The sequence below is a fragment of the Bacillus sp. IS1 genome (genome assembly GCF_032461585.1).
Classification (GTDB): Bacteria; Bacillota; Bacilli; order Bacillales; family Bacillaceae; genus Bacillus; species Bacillus velezensis.
In genome coordinates this window covers 451,556-477,571 of the sequence record NZ_JAWCWR010000002.1, presented here as the reverse complement: position 1 = coordinate 477,571, position 26,016 = coordinate 451,556, and the positions used below count along the sequence as shown (strand labels likewise).

The 26,016-nt window shown below is 47.7% G+C and carries 28 protein-coding genes; 9 read left to right on the top strand and 19 right to left on the bottom strand.

Annotated features, from left to right (window positions below):
- Positions 1-29: 29 nt before the first annotated feature.
- The 3 genes from RUW00_RS10510 to RUW00_RS10500 form a co-directional block, all read right to left on the bottom strand.
- Positions 30-719: a CpsD/CapB family tyrosine-protein kinase gene (locus tag RUW00_RS10510; protein ID WP_021494829.1), complete on the bottom strand. Its 690-nt coding sequence runs from the start codon at positions 717-719 to the stop codon at positions 30-32.
- Positions 706-1,452: a protein-tyrosine kinase activator TkmA gene (tkmA, locus tag RUW00_RS10505; RefSeq protein WP_007407552.1), complete on the bottom strand. Its 747-nt coding sequence runs from the start codon at positions 1,450-1,452 to the stop codon at positions 706-708. Before tkmA ends, RUW00_RS10510 begins: the two co-directional genes overlap by 14 nt.
- A 215-nt stretch (positions 1,453-1,667) precedes the next feature.
- Positions 1,668-1,811: a YwzD family small protein gene (locus RUW00_RS10500; protein ID WP_003151259.1), complete on the bottom strand. Its 144-nt coding sequence runs from the start codon at positions 1,809-1,811 to the stop codon at positions 1,668-1,670.
- 203 nt (positions 1,812-2,014) lie between these two features.
- On the opposite strand from RUW00_RS10500, the gene RUW00_RS10495 reads away from it, so the two are divergent.
- Positions 2,015-3,625, top strand: a complete 1,611-nt coding sequence (locus tag RUW00_RS10495; protein WP_014419070.1) for an SWIM zinc finger family protein — start codon at positions 2,015-2,017, stop codon at positions 3,623-3,625.
- Positions 3,612-6,386, top strand: a complete 2,775-nt coding sequence (locus tag RUW00_RS10490) for a DEAD/DEAH box helicase (protein WP_103526574.1) — start codon at positions 3,612-3,614, stop codon at positions 6,384-6,386. The genes RUW00_RS10495 and RUW00_RS10490 overlap by 14 nt, the downstream gene beginning before the upstream one ends.
- 112 nt (positions 6,387-6,498) lie before the next feature.
- Here RUW00_RS10490 and RUW00_RS10485 read toward each other — a convergent pair whose 3' ends face one another.
- The 4 genes from RUW00_RS10485 to RUW00_RS10470 all read right to left on the bottom strand — a co-directional run bounded on the left by RUW00_RS10485 (position 6,499) and on the right by RUW00_RS10470 (position 9,136).
- Complete coding sequence (locus RUW00_RS10485; RefSeq protein ID WP_014419072.1) at positions 6,499-7,356, bottom strand: Cof-type HAD-IIB family hydrolase; 858 nt, start codon at positions 7,354-7,356, stop codon at positions 6,499-6,501.
- Complete coding sequence (locus tag RUW00_RS10480) at positions 7,353-8,135, bottom strand: transcriptional regulator GlcR (RefSeq protein ID WP_003151250.1); 783 nt, start codon at positions 8,133-8,135, stop codon at positions 7,353-7,355. The genes RUW00_RS10485 and RUW00_RS10480 overlap by 4 nt, the downstream gene beginning before the upstream one ends.
- Before the next feature lie 208 nt (positions 8,136-8,343).
- On the bottom strand, positions 8,344-8,685 hold the full coding sequence (locus RUW00_RS10475; protein ID WP_007614303.1) for a single-stranded DNA-binding protein: 342 nt from the start codon (positions 8,683-8,685) through the stop codon (positions 8,344-8,346).
- A 97-nt stretch (positions 8,686-8,782) separates the two neighbouring features.
- Positions 8,783-9,136, bottom strand: coding sequence for a hypothetical protein (locus RUW00_RS10470; RefSeq protein ID WP_003151247.1), 354 nt, complete (start codon positions 9,134-9,136; stop codon positions 8,783-8,785).
- Between the two features lie 172 nt (positions 9,137-9,308).
- On the opposite strand from RUW00_RS10470, the gene RUW00_RS10465 reads away from it, so the two are divergent.
- On the top strand, positions 9,309-9,719 hold the full coding sequence (locus tag RUW00_RS10465; RefSeq protein ID WP_007407558.1) for a YwpF-like family protein: 411 nt from the start codon (positions 9,309-9,311) through the stop codon (positions 9,717-9,719).
- Between the two features lie 45 nt (positions 9,720-9,764).
- On the opposite strand, the gene mscL is transcribed toward RUW00_RS10465, so the two are convergent.
- Both mscL and fabZ read right to left on the bottom strand, forming a co-directional pair.
- Complete coding sequence (mscL, locus tag RUW00_RS10460) at positions 9,765-10,160, bottom strand: large conductance mechanosensitive channel protein MscL (RefSeq protein WP_014419073.1); 396 nt, start codon at positions 10,158-10,160, stop codon at positions 9,765-9,767.
- Positions 10,161-10,216: 56 nt separating this feature from the next.
- Positions 10,217-10,642: a 3-hydroxyacyl-ACP dehydratase FabZ gene (gene fabZ / locus RUW00_RS10455; RefSeq protein ID WP_003151242.1), complete on the bottom strand. Its 426-nt coding sequence runs from the start codon at positions 10,640-10,642 to the stop codon at positions 10,217-10,219.
- Positions 10,643-10,837: 195 nt separating this feature from the next.
- On the opposite strand from fabZ, the gene RUW00_RS10450 reads away from it, so the two are divergent.
- Complete coding sequence (locus RUW00_RS10450) at positions 10,838-11,902, top strand: tetratricopeptide repeat protein (protein WP_017418759.1); 1,065 nt, start codon at positions 10,838-10,840, stop codon at positions 11,900-11,902.
- A gap of 17 nt (positions 11,903-11,919) precedes the next feature.
- On the opposite strand, the gene RUW00_RS10445 is transcribed toward RUW00_RS10450, so the two are convergent.
- The 4 genes from RUW00_RS10445 to spoIIID form a co-directional block, all read right to left on the bottom strand.
- On the bottom strand, positions 11,920-12,741 hold the full coding sequence (locus tag RUW00_RS10445) for a flagellar hook-basal body protein (RefSeq protein WP_014419076.1): 822 nt from the start codon (positions 12,739-12,741) through the stop codon (positions 11,920-11,922).
- 24 nt (positions 12,742-12,765) lie between these two features.
- Complete coding sequence (locus tag RUW00_RS10440) at positions 12,766-13,563, bottom strand: flagellar hook-basal body complex protein FlhO (protein WP_007614310.1); 798 nt, start codon at positions 13,561-13,563, stop codon at positions 12,766-12,768.
- 159 nt (positions 13,564-13,722) lie between these two features.
- On the bottom strand, positions 13,723-14,724 hold the full coding sequence (gene mbl / locus RUW00_RS10435) for a cell shape-determining protein Mbl (RefSeq protein WP_003151237.1): 1,002 nt from the start codon (positions 14,722-14,724) through the stop codon (positions 13,723-13,725).
- 180 nt (positions 14,725-14,904) lie between these two features.
- Complete coding sequence (gene spoIIID / locus RUW00_RS10430; RefSeq protein WP_003151236.1) at positions 14,905-15,186, bottom strand: sporulation transcriptional regulator SpoIIID; 282 nt, start codon at positions 15,184-15,186, stop codon at positions 14,905-14,907.
- 331 nt (positions 15,187-15,517) lie between these two features.
- Between spoIIID and RUW00_RS10425 the strand changes: the two genes are divergently transcribed.
- Both RUW00_RS10425 and RUW00_RS10420 read left to right on the top strand, forming a co-directional pair.
- On the top strand, positions 15,518-15,931 hold the full coding sequence (locus RUW00_RS10425; RefSeq protein WP_007407562.1) for a MarR family winged helix-turn-helix transcriptional regulator: 414 nt from the start codon (positions 15,518-15,520) through the stop codon (positions 15,929-15,931).
- A gap of 22 nt (positions 15,932-15,953) precedes the next feature.
- Positions 15,954-17,150 (top strand): MFS transporter, encoded by a 1,197-nt coding sequence (locus RUW00_RS10420; RefSeq protein ID WP_014419077.1) that lies wholly within the window; start codon positions 15,954-15,956, stop codon positions 17,148-17,150.
- Positions 17,151-17,185: 35 nt separating this feature from the next.
- Here the strand turns inward: RUW00_RS10420 and RUW00_RS10415 are convergent, their stop codons facing one another.
- From RUW00_RS10415 to RUW00_RS10405, 3 genes are all read right to left on the bottom strand, one after another.
- Entirely contained in the window at positions 17,186-18,640 is a 1,455-nt protein-coding gene (locus RUW00_RS10415; protein ID WP_280144682.1) for an NCS1 family nucleobase:cation symporter-1, read from the bottom strand.
- A gap of 162 nt (positions 18,641-18,802) precedes the next feature.
- Positions 18,803-20,167, bottom strand: a complete 1,365-nt coding sequence (locus RUW00_RS10410) for an MFS transporter (RefSeq protein ID WP_280144683.1) — start codon at positions 20,165-20,167, stop codon at positions 18,803-18,805.
- On the bottom strand, positions 20,164-20,730 hold the full coding sequence (locus RUW00_RS10405) for an isochorismatase family protein (protein WP_012118644.1): 567 nt from the start codon (positions 20,728-20,730) through the stop codon (positions 20,164-20,166). The genes RUW00_RS10410 and RUW00_RS10405 overlap by 4 nt, the downstream gene beginning before the upstream one ends.
- A gap of 253 nt (positions 20,731-20,983) precedes the next feature.
- Here RUW00_RS10405 and RUW00_RS10400 point away from each other — a divergent pair, with 253 nt between their 5' ends.
- Both RUW00_RS10400 and RUW00_RS10395 read left to right on the top strand, forming a co-directional pair.
- On the top strand, positions 20,984-22,195 hold the full coding sequence (locus RUW00_RS10400; protein WP_003151223.1) for an ammonium transporter: 1,212 nt from the start codon (positions 20,984-20,986) through the stop codon (positions 22,193-22,195).
- A gap of 17 nt (positions 22,196-22,212) precedes the next feature.
- The gene (locus RUW00_RS10395) at positions 22,213-22,563 is read left to right on the top strand and encodes a P-II family nitrogen regulator (protein WP_014419080.1); all 351 of its coding nucleotides are present in this window, start codon (positions 22,213-22,215) and stop codon (positions 22,561-22,563) included.
- A gap of 52 nt (positions 22,564-22,615) precedes the next feature.
- Here the strand turns inward: RUW00_RS10395 and ftsW are convergent, their stop codons facing one another.
- Positions 22,616-23,770, bottom strand: coding sequence for a putative lipid II flippase FtsW (ftsW, locus tag RUW00_RS10390; RefSeq protein WP_022553910.1), 1,155 nt, complete (start codon positions 23,768-23,770; stop codon positions 22,616-22,618).
- A 164-nt stretch (positions 23,771-23,934) separates the two neighbouring features.
- Here ftsW and RUW00_RS10385 point away from each other — a divergent pair, with 164 nt between their 5' ends.
- Positions 23,935-24,510: an undecaprenyl-diphosphatase gene (locus RUW00_RS10385; protein WP_012118646.1), complete on the top strand. Its 576-nt coding sequence runs from the start codon at positions 23,935-23,937 to the stop codon at positions 24,508-24,510.
- 17 nt (positions 24,511-24,527) lie between these two features.
- On the opposite strand, the gene RUW00_RS10380 is transcribed toward RUW00_RS10385, so the two are convergent.
- Both RUW00_RS10380 and spoIIQ read right to left on the bottom strand, forming a co-directional pair.
- Positions 24,528-24,950 (bottom strand): VanZ family protein, encoded by a 423-nt coding sequence (locus RUW00_RS10380; RefSeq protein ID WP_121984246.1) that lies wholly within the window; start codon positions 24,948-24,950, stop codon positions 24,528-24,530.
- 91 nt (positions 24,951-25,041) lie between these two features.
- The gene (gene spoIIQ / locus RUW00_RS10375; protein ID WP_014419084.1) at positions 25,042-25,911 is read right to left on the bottom strand and encodes a stage II sporulation protein SpoIIQ; all 870 of its coding nucleotides are present in this window, start codon (positions 25,909-25,911) and stop codon (positions 25,042-25,044) included.
- Between the last annotated feature and the right edge of the window lie 105 nt (positions 25,912-26,016).

Here is a 26,016-nt window from a genome sequence, read left to right as displayed (position 1 = left end):
AAAAAGAATGGACCGCGCCCATTATGACATTATTGTCCGTAATAGGCGTAGTCCGAGTGTTTCGTTTGTTTCTTCCCGTTCATCACGGCCCCAAGGAGCTTGCACGGGCAGTAATCGAGCGCTTCTTTCGCCTTGGCCGCTTTTTCCTTGTCCGTTTTCCCGCTTGAGATCACCATAATGGCCCCGTCAGTGTAGCTGCCTAATATTTTCGTATCGGCTACGGCCAAAACGGGAGGCGTATCCAAAATCACCTTATCATAAACTGCGCCGGCTTCTGACAGAAGATCTTTCATGGCGCCCGTCGATAAAAGCTCCGCCGGATTGGGCGGGATCGGCCCGCTCGTTAAAATATCCAGGTTTGCTTCATCAGCCGGCAGGACGGCTTTCTGAAACGGCATCTGTTTTAACAGCAGTGACGTTAATCCGGTTCCGTTGTCCAATTTGAAGGTGAAATGAACCGTCGGTTTGCGCAGATCCGCATCAATTAAAAGCACTTTTTTCCCCTGCTGTGCAAATACGACGGCAAGGTTGGCCGCGGTTGTCGATTTTCCTTCTTCCGGGCCGGCGGATGTAATCAAAAGGGACTTCACCTCCGTATCAACGGAAGAAAATTCAATGTTTGTGCGGATCGTACGATATTGTTCTGAGTTGATGGATTTCGGCTCAGACATCGCAATCACACTTCGTTTTCCGAGTTTGTCTTTTTTACGCGTCAACATGTCCGCCCCCCGCTTGTTTGGTTTCCGCCATCCTCAAGTTTTTGGCAACGCTGTCTTTTGTACTGATTGAAGTAACCGTTCCCAGGATCGGGATGCCGAGCAGCGATTCCAGCTGTTCTTCCGATTTGATCGTATTATCCAGATGTTCCAGCAAAAAGGCGAGACCGATTCCGCCCAAAAGTCCGGCGGCAAACGCAATCGCGATGTTCAGCTTACGGTTAGGCTCTGCCGGTGACTGGCTGTCCGCCGCTTCGGCCTTTGAAAGGATGCTGACATTATCCACGTTCATGATGGCGGTGATCTTGTCCTGAAAAACGGCTGCAACCGCATTTGCCATAACGGCCGCCCGCTTAGCATCCGTATCCCTCACGGCAATCGTCACGACTTGTGAATCCTGCTCGCTGGACACTGTGATTTTCGATTCCAGCTCTTTCGAAGTCATGGACAGATGCAGCTGTTTAATCACTTCGTCGAGGATGACCGGGCTTTTGATGATGACATTATACGTGTTGATTAATTGGAGGTTGGTTTGAACGTCATTGAATTGGACTTCTTTTTGATTGTTTTTGGATTGGCTGACCAAAATTTGAGTTGAGTTTTCATAGACCGGCGTAAGAGCGAAGAAACTGATGAGTCCGCCTGCGGCAGATGCCGCCGCGGTAATAATAAGTATAAACAGCAGACGCTTTCTCAGTATTGCGAATATTTCCTTTATGCTTGTAGATTCTCCCATATAACCTCCATATCACTTTCCGCGTATTCCCATTCCCTCCAATGATCTTTTCCAATTACGATTATACAGCTTTAAACTGTCATTTCTAACCTTTTCAAATGACAAAATTCGACAAAAATAGACAATCACTTCAATCTGTTTTATTTTTGTAAGCGCTTTAAATACTGGTGTTACAGGAAGATTAAAAAATCCCGCGGCCAAGAGCCTGCGGGATTTTATGTTGCATATCCATTTTTAATATAAGAAATCAAATTCTCAAGCATTTCTTTTGTGGTCATCTCAGAGGACTGCTCACCGATGTCGTGCGCATGCATTAAAATCTTCAGAAACTCCTCTTGATCTAACTTCGTTTTCTTCATCATTCGTTTCCTTTCGGCTTCCATTAAATTGAAAACAAGATTATTATATGCTGTCGGGTGCTGTTTTGCAATCTCTAATACATCATTCGACACATTCGGGTTTTTATGTCCTTTTTTAGGAAAAACTTTTTCCGGGCCATGTGTTGCGATATAATAGAGGAATTGGAATCTTTTTATTTTGTGACTCGTTAGGAGCGATAATCATGCTTCAGGATATGATTGCTAAAGAAGATGTGCTCGCAGCGGCTGAACAGCTTAAAGAACTTCTTCCTTACAATGAAGACAATGTTCAGCTGATGAAGAAAGCACTCATTTTATATCGGCAGGATTCCGTCTATCGTATACAGGTTCAAACCCCGACAGAGATTTCCGCATATGTGCAGGATGTTGTGCCTGTAAGGGTCACGCTGAACTTATTTTTCATGGTGAAAAGCGGCTGCGCATGCCCGTCTGAGGCGATCTGCCGCCACGTGCTGGCCGTTTTTCTTTACGTATATGCCCAATTCGAGCGGGTCGGTACCTTTACCGAACATTGGCTGGAAAGAGAAAAGCTTGAGGAAAGCAGGGAGCTTGTCCGCCGGCAGTTTCAGGAAAAAGTGCTGCCGAATGAAGAGTCGCTGTCAAGCTGGCTCGCTTTTTTTGATTCGGAATTCTCGCTGTGGGAGGCGCGGACGCCGGCCGGAAGCCAGACGATGCAGGGCCTTTATTACGGCTATCTGTCAGCGCTCAAAAAACACGCCCCGAAAAAACCCGAGCTTAAAAGCTTATATCAGATTCATTCGGCGCTTGCCGTCTGGCTTCACATGTTCACTTTGATTGAGTCAGGCAGATTGGATGCCGAAAAAGATTATTACAGCATCAATCCCTACGTGGAACAGCTGATGGATACGATTTATTCCTCCATTGACAGACTGAAAACGTACGCCTTGTCTTTTTCACTCGATCCTTTTTTAGACCGGACGCCCCCGGTGCTGCGCAGACTGCTTGTGAAAGAAGAGCTTTTTCAATACGAACGCCTCCGGGTATTCGGTGAAATGTGGAGCGCGCTTTTGAACCGGCCGAAATGGGTCGCGCGTGAACAGGAGATTCTCGCACAGGAAAGCGGGCGCCGTTTTTCGCCGGAAGTGCGGTTCGGACGGCTTCATCTGGCCTTTTTGCAAAAAGATGATGAAGCGGTCTTCCAAGATATGTCCCGCTTCCCTCCTGAAGCGCTGCCGTATACTTTTCAATGGCTCGGTGAACTCACCGCGAAAAAAGACTGGAAACGGCTGAAAACATGGTATGGCCGGATCGAACCGCTTGCCGTGAACTATACGAAGCTTGATAAGCCGTTTAAAGAAATGCGCGACATCATCGGAGAGCTGTTCGCGCTATTGGCGGATTACGCGCGGCACTCACGGGATGATCAGCTGTTTGAACGGTTTGCTTCCGGCTGCCTTCCCTATACCTTTACCGAATACAGCCAGTACCTGTACGAAAAACGGCGGTACGCGGAGTGGGTGGAGATTCACAGCCTCGTCGGTTTTTCCGTCTGGGAAATCGAAAAGGACATCCTGAAGGAAATTGCCGCCAGTGATCCGGAAGCGCTCATCCCCTCCTATCACCGGGCGGCGGCCTTTTTTATCGATCAAAAAAACCGCAGCGCCTATAAAGAGGCTGCACGCCATCTGAAAAAACTGCGGACGCTTTATAAAAAGGCAAAAAAACAGCAGGTATGGGAACGGTATATCAGCCGGCTGAGCGCAAGTTACAAGAGGCTGCGCGCCCTTCAAGAAGAATTGCAGAAAGGAAAGTTGATTGATGGCGAGTCTTAAGGAAATTTTCATTCATGTAGAACAAATGGAAGATTGGACATTTACGCTGTCAAGCCATGATGAGAAGGAGCAGCCGCTTACTCTCAGTCAGATGAAGACTCATTTGTTCCAATGGCATGAGTCCACCTTTTACGGAACGTTTCTTGAAGACGTCAGCTTCATAGGCACTCCGGCCGTTCTGCTCAGCCCGTGGATGACCGTCGAGCTGCTCGGAAAAAACTCGTTCAATTCATTCAGCACCGTGCAGCTGACAAAGGAAACGGAACCATTAATCGAAGCGGCTTCGACGATATACGAATTTATTGCCGACGGCGATTTTCTTCCGGACTATGAGGCTTGGCAAAATGGCGTCCTGCGTTTCAAAGACCGCGAGCTTTTGCTGGAAGGCTTTACGGCAGACTGGTTCTCAGCCGCGGTCCAGGACTACATTCAGTACAATGATGACCTGCTGGAAAAATGGCGGCGGATCGAAACCCGCTCACCGGCCGTTCATACGTTTAAAGGCTCCTTTTTGGATGAAGATGATTTTCTCGAGGGAATCGGCTGGCATGACGATGTGACGCCGTTTACCGTCGGGCTTCGATTAAACGAGCCTGATTTCGACGGTGACGACTGGAAAATCGAAATGTTTTTACGTGAGAAAAAAACCGGCTCCATCACCTTTTTTGACGGACTGAAGGGACTGAAAAAAGCGTGGCAGGCATACAGCGGAAAAATCGCGCGCGAACAGGACCGCTTCCGAAGAACGGTTCCCTGGCTTTCGTTTGATTCAGGAACGACGCTGATTTCTGAAGAAGAGGCTTGGATCTTCTTATCGGAAGCGAGTGAGACGCTTGTCAATATGGGTGTGGAGATTCTTCTCCCATCATGGTGGCAGATTGTCCGGGACAGCAATATGATGCTTAAGGCGAAAGTGTCATCCTCCCCGCGGGGCGAGTCCTTCGTCGGTATGAACGCTCTGCTTGATTTCAACTGGAGATTCGCCACTAACGGAATTGAGCTGACAGAGGATGAATTCAATGAGCTTGTCGCAAACAACAGACGTCTCGTCAACATCCGCGGCCAATGGGTGAAAATTGATCCGCAATTTATTAAACAGATGAAAAAACTGATGGAAAAAGCGGAATCTGAGGGCCTCCACATGTCCGACGTGCTGGCGCGCGAACTGATGGATCACGGGGAAAACGGAGCCGAGGACACGGACATCATTGACTCATCGGCATTTGCCGGGATCAAGATCGAATTATCAAAGCATCTCAGAAGCCTGATCCGCAAACTGACGGAAGCCCGGGATCTGCCGGAACATGAAGTCAGCGCCGCGTTTCAGGGCCAGCTCCGCCCTTATCAGATGTACGGCATGAACTGGCTTCTGTTTTTACGGGAAAACGGCTTCGGCGCCTGTCTCGCAGATGACATGGGACTTGGAAAGACGATTCAGATGATCGCTTATTTTCTCCATGTGAAGGAAAGCGGCCGGCAAAAAGCGCCTGCCTTAATCATTGCGCCGACATCGGTGCTCGGCAACTGGCAGCGTGAGCTCCAGACCTTCGCGCCGCAGCTGAAGGCCGTGCTTCATTACGGCCCCCGCCGGCCGAAGGGGGAAGCATTTGTCCCGGCCTATCAGGACGCGGACGTCGTTCTTACTTCTTACGGCCTGTCGCACGCCGATCAGGAAGAGCTTTCTTCCGTGACATGGAGCACCATCTGCCTTGATGAAGCGCAAAATATTAAAAACGCGCATACGAAGCAGTCCCGCGCGATCAGAAAGCTGAAAGGCGTCCATCATATCGCGCTGAGCGGAACACCGATGGAAAACCGCCTGACAGAGCTTTGGTCGATCTTTGATTTTATGAACAAAGGCTATCTCGGCAGTCTGACCGGCTTTCATAAACGCTATGTGCTGCCGATTGAGAAAGACCGTGACGAAAAAAGAATCAACCAGCTTCAGCAGTTAATCCGGCCGTTTTTACTGCGCCGGACAAAACGGGATGAAGAAGTGGCGCTTAATCTTCCTGACAAGCTGGAACAAAAAGAGTTTATCCCGCTCTCAGCCGAACAGGCATCCCTTTATGAACAGCTTGTCAAAGATACATTTGAACATATGGCTTCTCTGACCGGGATGCAGCGGAAAGCGCTGATTTTGAGCATGCTCGGCCGCTTGAAACAAGTATGCGACCATCCTGCGCTCTATTTGAAGGAAGAACAGACAGAGCTGTTAAACGGGAGATCCGTCAAACTGGAAAAGCTGCTTGATTTAATGGCGGCGATCCGCGGACAAGGGGAAAGCTGCCTCATTTTCACCCAATACATTCAGATGGGCAACATGATGAAACGCCTCCTGGAAAAAGCATTCGGAGAACCGGTTCAGTTTTTAAACGGAAGCCTGTCCAAGCTGGAACGCGATTCTCTCGTCGAACGGTTCCAGAAGAAAGAATACCCGACGCTGATTTTGTCACTGAAAGCGGGCGGAACCGGCCTGAACCTGACGGCTGCCAACCATGTCATTCACTATGACAGATGGTGGAATCCGGCGGTGGAAAACCAGGCGACCGACCGCGCCTACCGAATCGGCCAGGAACGGTTCGTCCATGTTCACAAACTCATTACGACGGGAACGATTGAAGAAAAAATTGATGCCATGCTAGAAACGAAACAAACGCTGAACGATCAGATTATCCAAAGTGAAAATTGGATTACCGAGCTGTCATCCGATGAGCTTGAAGAATTATTCACCCTCAGCGCATCGGCGCAATCACATTAAACGCAAAAAGACCGGCTCTCTCAGAAGAGCCGGTCTTTTATGTCGTCCTTACTGTTACGCCGCATTTGCCATGAATGCGTCACGCCAGTCATGAACAGTATCGCCATACCTTTCACAGTAAATTCCTGATCATATGCGCAACGCCGTTTTGATCATTTGTCAATGTAACGGCATCAGCGATCTCCTTAATATCTTCTCTCGCATTCCCCATCGCTATGCCTTTTCCGGCCGCCTGAAGCATTGAATAGTCATTTAAGCTGTCACCGACCGCGGCGGTTTCAGCCATCGGAATGCCGAGCTTTTGCGCCAGCCGTTTGAGCGCCTGCCCTTTAGAGGCGTTTCGAGACGCCAGTTCGAAGTTGTGGTCGGCAGAGCTGACAAGGGTGAGATCTTTCTGACCGCTGAATCGGTCCCAGCCCGCTTTCAGCTTCCGCTCATCAAACGAAAATCCGAGAATATTATAAAAATCCAGATGCTCTTCTTTCTCAAAGAGCTCACGGTATGAATGAATGTAAGCAAAGCCGGACTGGCTGTATTGCACTGAAGCCGCCTGTTCCAAAACGGAAAGATCGGTTTCCGGATTGGCGCTTTTCACCCGGTCCATTTCGATATCGAGCAGCTGCCTGCCGGTTTCAGGCGTATAGATGGCTTTGTTTGTAAACACCTCATAGTAATATTGATTCTCTTCAAGCCATGACAAAATGCCGCGGGCTCTTGTTTCTTCAATCGCATCACAGTGGTACAGGCTGCCGTCAGGAGCATGAATGGCGGCTCCGTTTGCGCTGATGACCCACGTTTTTATGCCGAGCGGTTCGAATATGGAATGCACGTCAAAATGCGCGCGTCCCGTGGAAACCACGATTTCAATTCCCGCTTGCCGGGCTTCCCTTAAAGCCCGCTCATTTTCATCGCTTACTTGATGACTGCTGTTCAGCAGTGTGCCGTCCAGATCTATGGCAATCAGTTTCACATGTCCTCATCCTCTTCTTCAGATTCAGTTACAAGCAATTCTACGCCGTGCCGGTCGAGCAGATCGCAAAAATCCTGATCAGGCAGCCGATCGGTAATCAGCAGGTCAACCTCGTGCAGGTCTGCATACTGATAAAAACTCGTACGGCCAAGCTTGGAGTGATCGCTCAGCGCAATCACCTGTTCCGCCTGTCGGATCATTTTACGCTTTACCATGCCGTCTTCTTCATGAGGTATCGTCAGGCCGTTTTCCGAGATGCCGACAACGCCGATCAGCACCTTATCGGCGTGATAATCCCCCAGTTTTTCTACGACGGAAGCCCCGTATAAAAACCGGTGTTCCTTCTGGAGCTTTCCGCCGAGCAGGTGAATATCAATTCCCTCTTTTGCGGAAAGGATATCGGCCTGATTGATCGAATTTGTAATAACAGTGCAGCCGGTGACATTTAAATGCTCCGCGCAGGCCTGCACGGTTGTCGAGGTGTCCAGGATGATCCGGTCTCCTTTATGGATCAGGGATGCGGCCAGCTTGCCGATTTTGTTTTTCTCTTCAGAAACAGTTTTCAGCCGGCCCGAATAGCCAGGAACTTCCTGATTCACCGACGGCAGAATCGCACCGCCCCGTGTTCTGATAATGGCCCCGCGCTCTTTCAGCTTTACAAGGTCCCTTCTTGCGGTATCTCTTGAAATATGAAGCAGCGAACATATCTGTTCAGCGGTGATCCGCCGATGCTGTTTCAAATATTCCATTATCGCAATCAGTCTTTCTTCTTGATACACGTCCTCATTCCCTTTTTCGTCACTTATCTGTAAGTAATTATAAGTTTTTATCCCGATATATTCAATGTTTTTAAGTATTCATAAGCGAAATCACTTCTTTTTAACCATTTTTTAGCTCCCGCACAAAAAAACCAGTCTTTCGACTGGCGAGTGGGAAGGAGGTATTGCGGGGCCCGCTGAATGGCGGGAAATCGAGGAGAAAAGCATGCTATTCAGCCAGCGGCTCTTTCTGTTTTTGATCCATAAACCGAACGGTATCAGCCATGACCTCGGTCACATAAACTTTTACGCCGTCTGTCTTTTCATAGCTTCTCGTCTGGATTCTGCCGCTCACACCGACCATTGACCCTTTTTGGCAGTACAATGCCGTGTTTTCAGCGTTTTTTCTCCAGATGGTGCAGTTGACGAAGTCGGTTCCGGTTTCACCCGACGCGCTTTTAAAATTGCGGTTTACCGCCAGCGTAATATGCGCGACGGGAATGCCCGCTGATGTAAAACGGAGCTCCGGGTCTTTCGTCAGCCGCCCGACAAGCATAACGTGGTTAAACAAGCCGTATCCTCCTCTCTTTTTCGAGGCTGGCTTCATTGTAGTACAAGGGCTCTTGAAAGCAAAAAGCGGAAAAAGCCGTTATCCGTTCAGGCTGCTCTTATGTTTTCGTTTTTCTTTCTGATAAAAAAAACTTTTGTTTTTGACCGCTTATGTAATATGTATTTTTGAGCAGCCGCGAGAAAAGTTTCGTTTTGAGCCAGTCTTTCTCAAACATGCGGACAAACTTTCCGCCGTCCCATGCGAACCAGTAAAAACTCAGCTTTTTATCAGTCAGTGAAAGCTGAATTTTATACTGTTCCATGCGGTCTTTTGTTTCATATAAAAAGACGACATTTCCCCTTCTGTTAAGATGCACCTCACAATCTTCCTTTTTGCATACCAAGTAGGAATGATCGTCTTTTCGCCTTGAACCGTCTTCTATATAGATTTCCTTCAGGCGCAATTGATTCATAAGCATCTCTCCATGACCATATTCTTTTACATTATAATGAAAAAATAGAAATGATTAAATGTTGACCACCTACAAAAATGATGAAGCATGTCTTACAGCATTTTCCCGGGAAAAATGATATGTGTTATAATAAATGAACGAAAAACATGGACAACAGGGGTGAAAATAAGAGATGAAAACCTTTAAACTGGTTGATCTGAATGTGGAACGTTTAGATAAAGACGATCAGCCGATTGAGCAGTTTCCCCTTTTAGACGGATTGATTATTAACAAAGAGGACGGAGAAAATCACTGGTTAATTGAAGCACTGGTCCCGGCCGAACACTTTTCTTTTTTTGACATGCTGATGAAAAGCCAGAAAGAAGCGAAGGTGTTTGTAACGATTACGAAAAAAAGCAACCGTCCCGCCCAGCTGACGGGAAGCATCAAAAATATCGTCGAGCTGGAAAGAAGTATACAAGTTTTAATTTACGGTCAAATGGTGTCAAGAAACCACCCCGGATCAGAAAGCATTCTGGAGTCGCTCGTGAAAGAAGGCTACTCGGGCAGCCGGCTGATTGAAGCGTTTAAACAAAAATTATAATCATGAAAAAGGCCGGACGTTAATCATCCAGCCTTTTTTTGTGCCTTAGTCATTGTGAGGAGCCCGCTGTTTCAGCAGATCTCTGATTTCAGTCAGCAGTTCTGTCTGCTGATCTGTTTCCTCGGCTTCTTCAGCCTCTTCTTCTGCTTCTTTTTTACGTCTCAGCTTGCCTATTGTGCGGATCACGATAAAAATAGAAAATGAAATAATGAAGAAGTTCACAATCGTTTGAATGAAGCTTCCGTACTTGATATGAGCCTCGCCGAATGTCACGGCCAGCCCTGAAAAGTCAAGACCGCCAAGAAGCAGGCCGACAAGCGGCATGATGATGTCTTCAACGAGCGACGTCACGATTTTGCCGAAAGCGCCGCCGATGACGACACCGATTGCCAGATCCATGATATTGCCCCGCATCGCAAAGCTTTTAAATTCTGACCACATTAGATTCACCCCTTTCTATACAAAATGGGCTTTTTTATAAGCCCATTTGTTTGTTTTTATTCTCCGAGCGCAAAAGTTAATTCAGCTTCACACACGAGCTCGCCGTCAACTTTGGCAACGCCTTTGCCGCGTCCGATCGTACCGCGCGCGCGGGTAATATCAACCTCAAGCTCCAGCTTGTCACCCGGTTTTACCTGCTTTTTGAAACGGCAGTTATCAATCCCCGCAAAAAATGCAAGTCTGCCCCGGTTTTCTTCTTTAATCAGCATCGCAACCGCTCCGACCTGCGCCAAAGCCTCTACGATTAATACGCCCGGCATAACAGGGTATTCAGGAAAATGGCCGTTGAAAAAATCTTCATTCGCCGTCACATTTTTATATCCCGCCGCCCGTTTTCCTTCTTCGACTTCCGTAATTCTGTCTACCAGAAGAAACGGATAGCGATGGGGAATAATTTCTTTAATTTGCTGAGTATCAAGCATTCTCTTGACATCTCCTTCATCGACAATAGTATGTATAGAAGGTATATGTGGCAACCAATCTGTACATTTGGAAGTATATTATGAATCAATTTCTTTTTCAACCGCGCTGTAAACTGTAACCAGCTGGCAATGAGCCTCGTCCATTAATGTGTTATGATAAATAAAGATTTTTACCCTATGCAAAGAGGTTGGAAGATGATTGCTAAGTTTACTGAAAAACGTACGCGGGTGATGCTGAATGAGTGGTATGACGCCATGGGAAAACGCCAATTCGATCTAGCCCGTTCCCTTCACGAACAAATCAATCAGCATCTCCCCAAATTACAAAAGAATGCAAAGCTCAAACTCAGATATCAGCTGTTTTTCGCACGGTTTCAGCTGCTGTTTGAGAAAAAAGACGGTCTGAATAAACTGTTCTGCGAGCTGAAGCGGCGCAAAGATGAGATGGATCATGAATTAACTTATTATTTCTATTTTTTCAAAGGGTTATTCCATATGGTGAATGGCGCTCCGAACCGTGCTGTCTGCCGCTTTAAAGAAGCTGAACAGTACCTGCCGGCCATACAGGACCGTTTCGAAGCCGCTGAATTTTATTATAAAACAGCGGGTGCATATTACATGATGAAGTCGCCTGCGCTCTCCATTCAATATGTCAATAAAGCGCTGGAAATCTATCAAGATGAAGCCGGCTACATCAAAAAAACGCTCAGCTGCCGGCTGCTTCTCGCCGTGAATTATATAGACGAGGCACGCTATGAAGACGCAGAACAGCTCTTTAATGAATCCATAAAGATAACGGACCGGATCAATGACAATAACCTGCTGTGCCACGCCTATTATAATTTTGGTTTTTTAAAGACCGCCCAGAAAAAAGATAAAGAGGCCCTCCCTTTTTACAAAAAGGTATTGGGCAATCAGCGTTTCGAGAAAGAGTCTCCCGTTTCCTACCTTCATTGTGTATACGAAGCGGTCAGAGCACTTTTTAAAACCGGTTCTGCCGCCGAAGGACAAACCGTGCTGCAGAAAGGTTTATACATATCTGAAAAAGTGCAGAACAAGATTATGAAATTGAAGCTGACCGCGCTCAACATACTGTACACCGCTCAGGAGGACCCGTACGACCGATTGCAGAAGCTTGTGCTGGAGCTGCAGAAAATTGAAGCGTGGGTGGATTTGGAAGTGCTGCTTCAGGATATTACTGATTACTACAAAAAAAAGGGCGATTTTGAGAAAGCCGCATTTTTTATCATGCGCGGCTGATCAAAACGCCCCTTCTTTTATCTGACTGAGTTGATTAAGCCCAGCATTTGGTCTCCCAATGTAATCGTGCGGCTGTTCAGCTGATAGGAACGCTGAGACACGATTAAGTCGGTCATTTCTTTTGACATATCGACATTTGAACTTTCAAGCGCGCCCTGCTCCATGCCGATTGCCTGCCGGTTTGCGCCGGTAAGCTCTTCAATCGCTGAAGCCCCCGCGCCGTTTACGGAAAACAGATTATCCCCTTCCGCATGAAGCGCCTGAGGATTATTGACATTGACGATGCCGAGATTAAACGTCTGCGAACGGGTTCCCGCCTGGTCTGAAGCAGTCAGCGTTCCGGTTTTGCTGATTTTCAGCTGAGTCAGCGAACTGTCAATTTGTATGGGCTGACCGTTCTCATCGAGAATGGGATTGCCTCCCGCTGTCATCAGCTGAAGCAGCCGGTCATTTCCGCCGGCCGGCTTGAGGGAAAGTGAGCCGTCCCTTGTATACACCCGCCGTCCGTCCGCTTCTGCCTGAAGATATTGATAAGGTGATGTGAACGCGATATCAAGGTCACGGTCGGTTTTTTTGATGCTTCCCTGCCCTGAGTCCAGCTGCGGGGTCATGACCGTTCCGGCGCCGAGACGCAGGCCGGGCGGCGTTTTCCGCATGTCCGGCGAATTTTCCTTTTTGTCATCTATATGGTCATACTGCTGTCTGATCAGCTCGGAAAAGCGGGAGTCCCTCGCTTTATAGCCTGTCGTATCACTGTTTGAAAGGTTGCTGCTGACTGTATCCATCTGCTGCTGAAGCTGATTTAAGGCTGTTGAAGCCGTCAGCATTGATCTGAGCATCATAATTGAACGTCCCCCATTTTGTTACACTTTGCCGATTTCATTTGCGGCTTTATCCATGCTTTTATCGTAAGCCTGAATGACTTTCTGATTGGCTTCAAATGATCTGTATGCTTCCGTCATTTCTGTATACGTGCTCGTCACGTCCACGTTCGAAAGCTCCGAGACGCCTTGCTTTAATGAATACGAGACTTGGGGATTCGCCGCCGCGCTCGGCAGTTCAGAGCCGTCGGCCGTGCTGTATAGGTCATTGCCGTCCCGTTTCAGATTGCGCACGTCTTCTTCCATTCTGATGTCAATCTGCCCCGCCGGCCGGCCGTTTGTCGTGACCGTTCCGTTTTCTGATACGGTGAATTTTTCATTGTCGACTGTAATCGGCTGTCCGTTTGTTGATAACACAAGGTTTCCGTTTATCGTAAGCTGATTGTTTTCATTTAATGAGAAAGTGCTGCTTTTTGAATAGCGGACGCCGCCCGCGGTCTGCACGGGATAAAACAGCTCGGCGTTTTCATTCGTTTCGGCATTCTTGGGAACCTGATTCTCCATCAGCGCGATATCCGTCGGCTGATCGGTCGTTTTCAGGCTTCCCTGCGTAAACAACGGTTTCAGCTCCTGCATGTATACGCCTGTGTTGACGGAGCCGATTTTCGTTTTTTTATCGCCTTCTATTCGGCTCAGAAGCATCTCGGGAAAGGCGCGGATTGAACCTTGATCCTCTTTGTACCCTGATGTATTCGCGTTTGCGATGTTATTTGACAGCATTTCCGTTCTTCTCTGCTGTGTAATCATTGCGGACGTTGCGGTATATAATCCTTTTAACAAGTCTTCCACCTCTGAAATAGCATTATTTCCAGTTGCCTCACCGGAACATTTGTTCTATAATGAAAATCAGCATTTTTTCTTATTATCGGATTTACATTCCCGTTCGTGAAGGGTTTGGCAGAAAAAAACCCCATTCTTTTTCAGAATGAGGTTTTATCATCAGCTCAGTTTGCGTTTTGGAAGCTTGTCCATGTTATCCAGCATGACGCCGGTTCCGACCGCAACACAATCCATCGGGTTCTCAGCGACAAGAACAGGCACCCTCAGCTCTTCGGCAAGAAGCTGGTCAAGCCCGTTTAACAGCGCTCCCCCGCCGGTAATGATAACGCCGCGGTCGATGATGTCAGCGGACAATTCAGGCGGTGTTCTTTCAAGAACCTGCTTGGCGGCCTGCACAATGACGGCAACTGATTCACGAAGGGCTTCTTCTACTTCTTTGCTGTTTACTGTAATCGTTCTCGGCAGACCGGAAACCATGTCACGGCCGCGGATGGTGATTTCTTCATGACGTGCGTCTGGGAAAACCGTTGCGACCTTCACCTTAATATCTTCAGCGGTACGTTCACCGATCAGCAGCTTATACTCGCGTTTGATATAATTTAAGATTTCCATGTCAAACTTGTCCCCAGCCATCTTAATAGAAGAGGAGGTGACAATATCGCCCATAGAAATAACTGCGATATCTGTCGTACCGCCTCCGATGTCAACAACCATGTTACCGCTCGGCTGGAAGATTTCCATACCCGCGCCGATAGCGGCAACTTTCGGTTCTTCTTCAAGGTACACATGCTTTCCGCCGCTTTTTTCAGCTGCTTCTTTAATCGCTTTTTGCTCAACGGATGTAATATTCGTCGGGCAGCAGATCAGCATGCGCGGTTTTGAGAAAAGTCCTTTTACATTCAGCTTATTAATGAAATGTTTCAGCATGGCTTCTGTTACTTCGAAGTCTGCGATTACGCCGTCTTTCAGCGGACGGATCGCAACAATATTCCCAGGTGTACGTCCAACCATTCGTCTGGCTTCTTCACCGACAGCCAGCACTTTGCCGCTGTTTTTATCAAGTGCCACAACGGAAGGCTCATTCAGAACAATTCCTTTTCCTTTTACATGGATCAGTACATTTGCAGTACCGAGGTCAATTCCAATATCCCTTGCAAACATCTATTTATATCCTCCTTGATATCTGTTTCACAGTAAAATATCCACATTGTGCCCTAATTATATATATTATCATAATTTATCAAAAAAAAGCTGCTGAACGATATAAGTTCTTGACAAAATTTTGCGGATATTCGCGAAACCGCCCGGGAGGAGAAAAAAGGGCCCGGCAGACGTCAGGCGCTACGGCTGCTGAACGGGCTCCCCTTCAAGAATTTCATCCTTCTTGTACTTTAATTTCGTCGCCTCTCCCCCTCTTAAATGTCTGATGGATTTATGATAATCGAGTATTTCTTTTACTTCATTCGCCAAGTCAGGATTAATTTCAGGCAGGCGCTCCGTCAGATCTTTGTGTACGGTACTTTTGGAAACACCAAACTCTTTCGCAATGACACGAACGGTTTTTTTCGTCTCCACGATATACTTACCAATCTTGATTGTTCGCTCTTTGATGTAATCGTGCACACCACTCGACCTCCCCAGTTGGATGTGAGAAGTGTGAAATGAGATCCGTATTCTGTAACAAATTCACTGATGATGCAGCTTCTTCGTTGTCCGATTATATAAGAAGGTTTTAGAAATATGCCCACGATCCCTCACCTCAAACACTCTCTTTGATAGGTTTGTAACAGTGTATTAGCAATGAATTGGGAATATGCTAAAAACTCAATAAGGACAAGGGGCGGGTCATAATTTTCTGCTTTTTGATCGGGGGGTTTACATCCGCGCGATCCTGCTGTAGAATGAAACAGCGCAATTAGTTACTTAGGTAAGTTTTTTGAAAAGGAGAACGGAAATGATCCACGTCAACAGACGCCTCATTCATCAAATCAATCAATGCGCCCGCCTGATTACGAAGAAAGCCAATGAACGGCTGGAACCATTCGGCCTGTACTCCTCTCAATGGTCAATCCTATATTGCTTAAAAACGATCGGACCGATGACCCAAAAAGAAATCTGGTCCTATCTGAACGTTGAGGCGCCGACCGTTACCAGAACGATCAAACGCCTTGAAGAAAACGGCTGGATTCAGCGGGAACAGGGAGAAGACAAGCGGGAAAAGCTCGTCGTCCTGACGAAGGAAGCTGAATTGAAATACGACAGCATCAATCAAGAGATGCTGAAGTTCGAGGAAGACATGCTTGCGGATTTCCAAGATGGAGATAAGGAAGCTTTTTCTGAGTTTCTGAATGTGTTTTTAACGAAATAATAAAAAGGGAAGTGCTGTACTTTTGAGTAAATCTGACTCGATCTGGACCAAAGATTTTATTATGGTCGTACTCGTGAATTTATTTGTCTTTGTGTTCTTTTATACATTTTTGGCCGTGCTGCCTATCTATATGATTCAGGAGCTTGGCGGCAGTGAATCGCAAGGAGGGCTTTTGATCAGTCTGTTCCTGTTATCTGCTATTATCACCCGTCCTTTTTCAGGGGCGATTATTGAACGGTTCGGCAAGAAAAGAATGACGATTGTATCTCTGGCGCTGTTCGCCCTGTCTTCTTATCTGTATTTGCCGATACACAATTTCTATCTGCTGCTCGGACTGCGTTTTTTCCAAGGCATCTGGTTCAGCATTTTAACGACGGTCACGGGCGCAATTGCCGCTGACATTATTCCCGCCAAGCGGCGCGGCGAGGGGCTCGGTTATTTCGCGATGTCTATGAACCTTGCCATGGCGATCGGTCCTTTTCTCGGGCTGAGCCTTGTGAAAGTCATTTCGTTCCCGGTTTTCTTTACGATTTTTGCCGTATTTGTTTCTTTAGGCTTGTTAATTGCTTTTATGATTCGTGTGCCGGATCAAAACAACAGCGGAACGACAGTCTTCCGTTTTTCTTTCTCCGACATGTTTGAAAAAGGCGCGCTTAAAATCGCGATTGTCGGGTTGTCCATTTCTTTCTGTTATTCAAGTGTGACTTCATATTTATCCGTTTATGCAAAGACGATCCACCTGTTGGATGTCAGCGGCTATTTCTTCGTCTGTTTCGCAGTGACGATGATGGCCGCCCGTCCTTTCACAGGAAAGCTGTTTGACAGAGTGGGGCCGGGAATCGTCATCTATCCGTCGATTATCGTGTTCTCCGCGGGGCTTTGCATGCTGGCGATGACAAACAGCGCCCTCATGCTTCTCTTGTCCGGTGCCGTAATCGGTCTCGGATACGGCTCTATCGTACCGTGTATGCAGACGCTGGCGATTCAGAACTCGCCCGGACACCGTTCAGGCTTTGCGACGGCTACCTTCTTCACTTTCTTTGACAGCGGGATTGCCGGCGGGTCCTATGTATTCGGCCTCTTCGTCGCTTCCGCCGGATTCCATTCGATTTATCTGGCAGCGGGGCTGTTCGTCCTGATTGCATTGCTCCTGTATGGCTGGAGCCAGAAAAAAAGAACGCCGCTTGAAGCGGACGGAAACGTTTCAATCGCAGACTGATATGACAAAAAGCCGGGGGCAGCCCCCGGCTTTTTTTATTCGGCCGCTCTTTCCCGCACGACTCGTCCCGCCGCTTTTACATAAGGAGGATGAATATACATAAGCGCCGTATAACCGAGACATGACAAAATGACACCCGCAAACCAGGAAATATCATAGATGCCGGCGAACGCCGGGACGTACATCCCGATTAAAGAAATAAACGCGCCGAGAAAAGTCGCGGCAAAGGCCCGGTAATTATAGCCTTTGTAATAAGTATACTGTCCGGTTTCCGAATAAAGGTCTTCAACTGAGAGCTGCCTTTTTCTGATGATAAAATAATCAGCCATCATCACCCCGGCCACCGGTCCGAGCATCCCGCCGATGAGTCCGAGAAACGCATAAACATTCGTGGCGCTCTCCATCAGCTTCCACGGTATTGTGAACAGGGCCAAAACGGCGGTCAAATACCCTCCCCTCCTGAATGTAATATACTTCGGCAGGACATTCGCCAAGTCATAGGCCGGTGACACGATGTTTGCCGCCACGTTAACCGAGACGGCGGCGATGCAAAGTGTGATGACCGAAAGAGCGATAACAAAAGGATTATCAAACCGGGCCAAAATCTCCACCACATCCCAAATCGGTTCTCCGAATGCTACCTGTGATCCGGATGTCACTGTAATGCTCGCAAACGCGAACAGCGCAAACGTTCCCGGCAGGCCGTAAAACTGGCCGCGAATCTGTTCTTTTTGCGACGCGGCGAACCGGGTGAAGTCAGGGATATTCAGAATCAGCGTCGCCCATATTCCGATAATACCCGTCACTCCGGCGGCAAACGGCCAAAACGTTTCAGAAAATGTATGGAACTTTCCCGGCTGTGAGTAAATCGGTCCGAGCCCGCCGGCAATATCTATCGCCCACCAGACCATGCCGCCGAAGACGAGATAAACAAGCGGACCCGCCCACACTTCAAATTTTTTGATTGATTCCATGCCGTGCCGCAGCACAAGCAGATGAATGCCCCAAAAGAAAATGAACGACAGAAAACCCGGCAGATGAAGCCCGAATATATTCCAATCTCCGCCGAGACTCCCCCAGCCCGGCCATATATTCAAAAGCAGAATGTGCAAAGCCGTGCTTCCGGCAAATGTTTGAATTCCGAGCCACATGATGGCTGTAAACGCCCTGAGAAGCGCCGGAATGTTAGCCCCGTATATTCCGTAAGAAGCCCTGATAATGACCGGAAAAGGCAGGCCGTATTTCGTTCCGGCATGGCCGTTCAAGGCCAAAGCGGCGAACAAAATGAGTGACGCCGTCACGATAATGGCGAGCACCTGCCACGGAGAAAGACCGATCGCAATGAGCCCGCCCACAGTCGCGTAGGTCGGGATATTATGAATACAACCCATCCAGATGGATGCAAAATTCACCGCTTTCCATGTCCGTTCGCTGTCTTCTAAAGGCAGTAAATCTTTGTTGCTTAGCCGATCACTCGTTGTTTTTTTCATTTTCTCCCTCCCGCATGTACGTTTTCCTTACATCACATGTGAAAAAATATAACTGAAAATTCCGTAAATAACATTGGTCGCTGTCGACAATAATCGTTTTAATTTTTGAGCACATTACACAAAAAAAGAGACGGGGAGAGCCCGTCTCTTTTTTTGCGCCTGTTAAGAGGCTTTTTTGAGGAGAACCGAAAACCGGAATGCCATCAAAAGGCTTACAGCGCCGACAACGATAAGAATCGTGCCGAGCATATGAAAATGGCCGGCGGTAATTTCTTTTCCGAAAAGAATGCCCAAAATGACAGAAGACAAAATCGAACCGAGATACCGGCAGGTCTGAAACAGGCCGGACGTTGTTCCGACCATGTCGGCGGGGCTCGTTTTCAGCATGGCCGCCTGAAACGTGACATTTCCGAAGCCGTAGCCGACACCCAGCACGGACAGGATCAGCCCTTTTCCTATCATAGGCGCCTGAAGAAAGAAAAACGTTAACAGCACCGCTCCGATCGCGGTCAGGCAGGTTCCGGCAACAATCGGCTGAAGAAGCCCTTTCTTATCTATCCATTTTCCGGTCAGAGGCGACACCAGAATACTCATGCCCGACATAAACAGCATAATCAATCCGCTTGTCTGAACGGACAAATGCATTTCATCCTGAAAATAGCTCGGAAGCCCGAAAAAGATGCAGTAAAAGAATATATTCAGCAAAATAAATTGAATATACACCGACGATAGTTTCCGATGCGTTTTAAACAGCCTGACATCAATAAACGGCTTCTCTGTTTTCAGCTCGCGCCAGATAAACAGCCCGACAAACAAAAGCCCGAATACACCTTCTGTATAATGAGGCTTCGTACTGAAGGACAATAAAAACGACAGGAGAAGGATGATCGCCCCGGCAAACAGGAGTATCCCGATCGTATCAAGCTGGCGAATCACGCCTTTCAAGCCGCCGATCTCGCGTTTTTCATCTTTCGGAAACATATACATTCCGAGAAAAAAGCTGAGAATGATAAACGGCAGATTGACGAAAAAGATTGCCGGCCACCCTCCCCAAACGATCAGAAAACCGCCGAGAGTCGGACCGAGCGCCGTCATGGCAGATGCAAAGATTGACAGGACGGCCAGCGCCGAAGCCTGCTTCTCCCGTATATTTGAACGGATCAATCCGACGCCGGACGGATATATCGCACTGCTACCGATCGATTGAAAAAGCCGCATGATCAGCAAAGTCATGAAAGTCGGCGCAAACGGCGCGCCGACCGCCGAGACAGCAACAAGCAGAAGCCCGATCAAAAACAGCTTCTTCCTGCCGAGCATATCACCGAGCTTCCCGGTAACAGGCTGCGCCACCGCGCTGGCAAGATAAAAGGACGATATCAGCCAGGACACCGTTGTAAACGACAGGTGAAATTCATGCTGAATACTGTGAAGCGCAAGAGAAATCATCGACGAGTTCAATGGGTTCAGCATCGTCCCCGAAGCCACGGCCGTCAAAAACAGGACGCGGCTTTTTTTGGAGATTGTCATTTTGTCTGTGCGATAAATTCTTCCGTCGTCCGGCTTCTGCCGATTTTCGGGAAGATAAACTTGAGTGTCGCTTCGTGCTGTTCATCGCTGAATGTCGCCATCGCGTCAGTTACGAAAACTTGCTGATACCCGAGCTGAAAAGCTTCTCGCGCCGTGCTTTCCACACCGATGTTTGTCGCAATCCCGCATAACACAATTGTGTCGATTCCCCGTCTTCTGAGCTGAAGGTCCAGGTCCGTGCCGAAAAACGCGCCCCACTGCCGTTTTGTTACCGTATAATCGTTTTCTTTCACTCCGATGTCAGGCACAAATTCAGCCCAATCCGCCGGCGGAGCCGAATGGCCCGCCGCCTCTTCATCCGTCAGCGGCTTCAGCGCATCCGCTCCGTCATGAAAATCCACGTTCACAAAGCTGATAAATCCGCCTTTTTCCCGGAACACATCAATTAATTTTTTCGCGTTCGGCACAACGGTACCGCTTTTATCAATCGGCACAATGCCTTTTTGTAAATCAATAAGGACCAAAGCCGTTTTTTCAAATTGCAGATTTAATGATGTTGTCATAATGATTCCTCCTGATGCAGTTAGTGTTTCTCACCCCGTTTATTTTACTCTTTCCCGGACAGGATTTCTTCCGCCATGCTCCGGCGCTATTTTTATGGATATAAAGTCGCACGACACCCATTTGAAAAAGCAACATTATGAACGCAAAAAAACCATGTTAGATAACCTTACATGAAAATGTTTTATCGTTCTTTTTTCTCTATAATAATGAATTAATCACAATTACATTCTGAATGAGACGGAGGAATACAACATGCAGATGGGCGATACAGTATTTATGTTCTTTTGCGCTTTACTCGTGTGGCTGATGACCCCCGGGCTGGCTTTGTTTTACGGCGGAATGGTAAAAAGCAAAAACGTGCTCAGCACGGCGATGCATAGTTTTTCTTCTCTCGCCATCGTATCCGTCGTTTGGGTTTTGTACGGATATTCACTTGCTTTTGCCCCCGGCAATACATGGCTTGGCGGGATTGAATGGGCGGGGCTGAAAGGGGTCGGCTTTGAACCCGGAAGTTACAGTGATACGATCCCGCATTCCTTGTTCATGATGTTCCAAATGACGTTTGCCGTACTGACAACGGCCATTATTTCAGGAGCATTTGCTGAACGCATGAGATTCAGTGCTTTTCTTGTATTTTCCTTTTTGTGGGCTTCCCTTGTATATACGCCCGTTGCGCACTGGGTATGGGGCGGCGGCTGGATCGGCCAAATGGGCGCTCTTGACTTCGCAGGCGGAAACGTCGTCCACATTTCTTCCGGAGTCGCCGGGCTTGTGCTGGCGATTGTGCTCGGGAAACGCAAAGACGGCACGGCGGCTTCCCCTCACAATTTAATTTATACGTTCTTGGGCGGAGCGCTCATCTGGTTCGGATGGTTCGGCTTCAATGTCGGCAGCGCCCTCACGCTTGACAGTATCGCGATGTTCGCCTTCATTAACACAAACACCGCGGCTGCAGCCGGAATTATCGGCTGGATTTTAATCGAATGGATGCTGAACAAAAAACCGACCATGCTGGGTGCTGTATCAGGCGCTATCGCCGGGCTTGTCGCCATTACGCCGGCTGCCGGGTTCGTTACGCCGTTCTCTTCCATCGTAATCGGTTTCATCGGCGGACTTGTCTGCTTTTGGGGCGTTTATTGGCTCAAAAAGACTTTCGGTTATGATGATGCGCTTGACGCTTTCGGGCTGCATGGAATCGGGGGGACATGGGGCGGCATCGCGACCGGTTTATTCGCCACCACTTCCGTCAATGACGGCGGGGCAAACGGGCTGTTTTACGGCGATCCGGGACTGCTCTGGAAGCAGATTGCGGCCATTGCGGCGACCTATGTATTTGTATTTATTGTCACTTTCGTTATCATTAAAATTGTAGGTCTGTTCATTCCCCTGCGCGCCAGTGAAGAAGAAGAGTCACTCGGGCTTGATTTAACGATGCACGGGGAAAAAGCATATCAGGACTTATAAAGTGAGGAGTGGCTTAGATGAGCGGTCAAATGTTCAAGGTAGAAATCGTTACGCGTCCGGCTAAGTTTGAAACATTGAAACAGGAACTCGGTAAAATCGGAGTCACATCGCTGACCTTCTCCAACGTACACGGCTGCGGCCTTCAAAAAGCCCACACCGAACTGTACCGCGGAGTCAAAATTGAAAGCAATGTGTATGAACGGCTGAAAGTGGAAATCGTTGTCAGCAAGGTTCCCGTTGATCAAGTGGTGGAAACGGCGAAAAAAGTGCTGAAAACGGGAGAGCCCGGCGACGGCAAAATATTCGTCTATGAAATCGGAAACACGATTAATATCCGCACCGGAGAAGAAGGACCAGAAGCTTTATAAACAGATAGAACGCCCGGAAACAGAAATGTCCCGGGCGTTTTTTCTGGCTTCATTAAAAAGAAGAAACCTTTTTTTCATGCGGGACAGGCCGCTTATGCCGTACGGGTTGTTTTTTCGCATAAGTACTGATATTGACCAGTATGCCGCACAAAAACAGCGTCATAATCAATGAAGAACCGCCGTAGCTGATAAACGGAAGCGGCACACCGGTAACCGGGAGGAGTCCGCTCATCGCTCCCAAATTCAATACAACCTGAAACATTAATTGAAACGTAATTCCGATGGCAAGAAGCTTCCCGAACGGGTCATCAGCCCGCACGGCCGTTTTTACGCCGAGAAGCATTAACGCAAAATATAATCCCAAAACGATCAGAACACCGAATATCCCCAGCTCTTCGCTGATCACGGCCATAATGAAATCAGTATGCGCCTCAGGCAGATAGTTCATTTTTTCAACACTGTTTCCAAGCCCTCTTCCGAAAAACCCGCCTCCGGAAATAGCAAAATAGGATTGAATCAGCTGATAGCCGTCCCCGTTCGTGTCACCAAACGGATTGGTAAAGGAAACGAGGCGCTTCACACGATAGGAAGCGGAAAATGCGAGATAAACAACCCCGGACACCGCCGTCGCGCCGAGCACGAACAGATGGCGCTTTTTCAAGCCGGCACATAATAAAATCGACCCGCACGCCGCCAGGATTAAGGAAGCCGTCCCTAAATCAGGCTCCGCCAATGTCAGCAGAAAAGCGGTCCCCAAAATCACTAAAGGCGGCAGAACCCCTTTCACAAATTGATGAATGTACGGCTGCTTTTTCGTATAAATCGAAGCGAAATACAAAATCATGGCGATCTTCGCCAATTCAGACGGCTGTACAACAAGCGGGCCCGCTCCCAGCCACCTGCGGGAAAAATTCCGCTCCAGCCCGATTCCCGGTATCAATACGAGCAGCAGCAATACCAGCGAACCGACCACAAACAGCGGTACAAGCCGCGCATACCGCTTATACGGCAGACAGGCGGCAAATAGAAATAAGCATAATCCGATCAGTAAAGAGGTACTTTGTTTATGGAAGAAATAGGATGGATCTCCGTACCGCTGAGACCCCATCACATCACTGGCGCTGTACACCATTAACAAGCCGAATCCGCAAAGCAGCATAATGACAAACACAAGCGGCAGATCGGCGTTTTTCAAACGTTTCAGCAACGGACAAAACTCCTTCGGCTATTCTTTTCCCGCATACTTGACGCACAGTAATACAGTCACGTTTCATTCTGTTTACTTTTTTATGATTATTTTTAATACCAATTGTGTCTCATAGAAAAAAGCATTACACTGTTCATATAAAATAAAGATAAAAGGTGATATTTGTGAATTACGAACTATTTAAAGCGATCAATGGTTTGTCGCACCATAGTGCCATTCTCGACTCTATCATGGTATTTATTACGGAATACGCCATTTACGCCTACGCCCTTTTCCTGCTTGCCATGTGGCTGTTTGGAAGCACAAAAGGCAGACAAAACGCCCTGTACGCGGGCTTCACGGGTGTTGCGGCGCTTATCGTCAACTACCTCATCACGAAGGTCTATATCGAGCCGCGCCCCTTTGTCGAGCATACGGTTCATACGCTGATCCCTCATGCCGCGGATGCTTCATTTCCGAGTGACCATACGACAGGCGCTTTGGCGATTTCAATTGCGATTCTGTTCCGCAACAAAAAACTCGGCTGGCCGCTTGTGATTTTCGGCCTTTTGACCGGCTTCTCAAGAATTTGGGTCGGCCACCATTATCCGATCGATGTGCTCGGAAGCATTATCGTTTCCCTCATTGTCGGATTCCTGCTGTTCAGATTTTCAAATGTGCTTCGTCCGATTGTCGATCTGATCGTGCGAATCTATGAAAGTATCGTTCATAAAAGCAAATCGACAAACCATAATATATAAAAAAAAGCCGGCGTCTGTCACAGACTGCCGGTTTTTGTATGTTTGGCTGTATGCTTTTTCCTTTGTAAAGCACAGAATGCGGCAATGCCGAGACTGTCAATCAGCACATCGCAGAGGCATCCGTTTCTGCCGAAAAAGAGCTGGACGATTTCTGTCAGGAAAGCGGCGGCCAATGCATACAGCACCGCCCTCTTCATGCGCCTGCTCTCTCTGAAAAACAAATAGGCGAGCACAAAAAATGAAAACGCGTGCCCGAGCTTTTGAATCGCCGCTTCCGGTATTGCGAGCTCCGCCATATCGAACACAAAGAAACCGGACACATCCGGATGGGGCGTGAAACGGAAGGACACCGTCTGCGACACAACCATATCGTGAAAGCTTTCAGTCAAAGCAGAAACGAAAACAAAGACGAGCCACCCGGCCGCCAGACATTTATTCATTCAGCATCTCCTTCGTTTTCTACTAGTATAAAGGCACATGCGGCAATATGAAAAGCGCCTATCAGAGCTGATAGGCGCTTTGGGATCAAGATTACTTGCCCGAATCTTTCATTGAGCCGTCATCTTTACCATCTGTCTTGTCTTTTGTACCGTCCTCTTTGTCACCCGGTTTTTCTTCGGTTTCTTTTTTAGGCGTCACATCTTTTTTCTCGGAAGACTGCTGAATTGACCCTTCCGTTTCTTCTGTCAAAGCGTTTTTCTCTTCAGCCGCCGCTTTTTCAATAGATGTTACCGGCTTGTCCATAAAATTGAGCGGGTTCATCGCTACGCCGTCCTTGCGGATTTCAAAGTGCACGTGATTTCCGCTTTCTTCACTGTAAAGGTTTTTTCCGGATTTACCGATGACCTGGTTCTGCTTTACTTTGTCGCCCTGATCCACGCTGACTTCAGATAAAGACTGATAGACAGTAGACAGGCCGTCTGAGTGTTCAATTTCAACCACATACCCCAGTACCGGGTCTTTAGCAGCTTTAACAACCGTACCGCTCAGAGAAGCAGAAACATCAAATGATTTTCCGTCTTTCTCAGCTAAGTCAATTCCTTTACTGAGGCTGTACGTGTTATTATAGTTAACAAGTGCTGCTTCTTTCTCTTTTTTTGCGGCATCAGTTTCATAAAACTTTTTCACAACAGAAACATTTTCAGAATGAGCAGCCGGCATTGCGACGTTTTCCATTGACTTGCCTACTTCGACGGCATCGTCTTTGCCGCTGTCATACGCGGAGTTTCCGCCGTTGTTCGTCAGATTGTCCTTCACATCATTCGAAACGGATTGATACCAAAGGACAGCTGTTAAAATGACGGCCGCACTGACTAAGTAGATTGCAGGGAATATCCAGCGTTTGCGAAAAAACCGCTGAAGTTTTTTGACTTGAGAAGTTTTCTTTTCTTCCTCTCTCATTTGTTCATCACCTCAGCAACATTCTGAACACTTTTCTGAAAATATATACACATCCATAAAAAACTTTTTTGGAAATAGTATGTGCAGATTGCACTTATTTATGTA

Excerpts from the sequence above, each read along its gene's own strand:
- RUW00_RS10510 (WP_021494829.1), bottom strand. The coding sequence starts at position 719 with ATGTTGACGCGTAAAAAAGACAAACTCGGAAAACGAAGTGTGATTGCG.
- tkmA (WP_007407552.1), bottom strand. The coding sequence starts at position 1,452 with ATGGGAGAATCTACAAGCATAAAGGAAATATTCGCAATACTGAGAAAG.
- RUW00_RS10500 (WP_003151259.1), bottom strand. The coding sequence starts at position 1,811 with ATGAAGAAAACGAAGTTAGATCAAGAGGAGTTTCTGAAGATTTTAATG.
- RUW00_RS10495 (WP_014419070.1), top strand. The coding sequence starts at position 2,015 with ATGCTTCAGGATATGATTGCTAAAGAAGATGTGCTCGCAGCGGCTGAA.
- RUW00_RS10490 (WP_103526574.1), top strand. The coding sequence starts at position 3,612 with ATGGCGAGTCTTAAGGAAATTTTCATTCATGTAGAACAAATGGAAGAT.
- RUW00_RS10470 (WP_003151247.1), bottom strand. The coding sequence starts at position 9,136 with ATGAATCAATTGCGCCTGAAGGAAATCTATATAGAAGACGGTTCAAGG.
- RUW00_RS10465 (WP_007407558.1), top strand. The coding sequence starts at position 9,309 with ATGAAAACCTTTAAACTGGTTGATCTGAATGTGGAACGTTTAGATAAA.
- mscL (WP_014419073.1), bottom strand. The coding sequence starts at position 10,160 with ATGTGGTCAGAATTTAAAAGCTTTGCGATGCGGGGCAATATCATGGAT.
- fabZ (WP_003151242.1), bottom strand. The coding sequence starts at position 10,642 with ATGCTTGATACTCAGCAAATTAAAGAAATTATTCCCCATCGCTATCCG.
- RUW00_RS10450 (WP_017418759.1), top strand. The coding sequence starts at position 10,838 with ATGATTGCTAAGTTTACTGAAAAACGTACGCGGGTGATGCTGAATGAG.
- RUW00_RS10445 (WP_014419076.1), bottom strand. The coding sequence starts at position 12,741 with ATGCTCAGATCAATGCTGACGGCTTCAACAGCCTTAAATCAGCTTCAG.
- mbl (WP_003151237.1), bottom strand. The coding sequence starts at position 14,724 with ATGTTTGCAAGGGATATTGGAATTGACCTCGGTACTGCAAATGTACTG.
- RUW00_RS10425 (WP_007407562.1), top strand. The coding sequence starts at position 15,518 with ATGATCCACGTCAACAGACGCCTCATTCATCAAATCAATCAATGCGCC.
- RUW00_RS10415 (WP_280144682.1), bottom strand. The coding sequence starts at position 18,640 with ATGAAAAAAACAACGAGTGATCGGCTAAGCAACAAAGATTTACTGCCT.
- RUW00_RS10410 (WP_280144683.1), bottom strand. The coding sequence starts at position 20,167 with ATGACAATCTCCAAAAAAAGCCGCGTCCTGTTTTTGACGGCCGTGGCT.
- RUW00_RS10405 (WP_012118644.1), bottom strand. The coding sequence starts at position 20,730 with ATGACAACATCATTAAATCTGCAATTTGAAAAAACGGCTTTGGTCCTT.
- RUW00_RS10400 (WP_003151223.1), top strand. The coding sequence starts at position 20,984 with ATGCAGATGGGCGATACAGTATTTATGTTCTTTTGCGCTTTACTCGTG.
- RUW00_RS10395 (WP_014419080.1), top strand. The coding sequence starts at position 22,213 with ATGAGCGGTCAAATGTTCAAGGTAGAAATCGTTACGCGTCCGGCTAAG.
- RUW00_RS10380 (WP_121984246.1), bottom strand. The coding sequence starts at position 24,950 with ATGAATAAATGTCTGGCGGCCGGGTGGCTCGTCTTTGTTTTCGTTTCT.
- spoIIQ (WP_014419084.1), bottom strand. The coding sequence starts at position 25,911 with ATGAGAGAGGAAGAAAAGAAAACTTCTCAAGTCAAAAAACTTCAGCGG.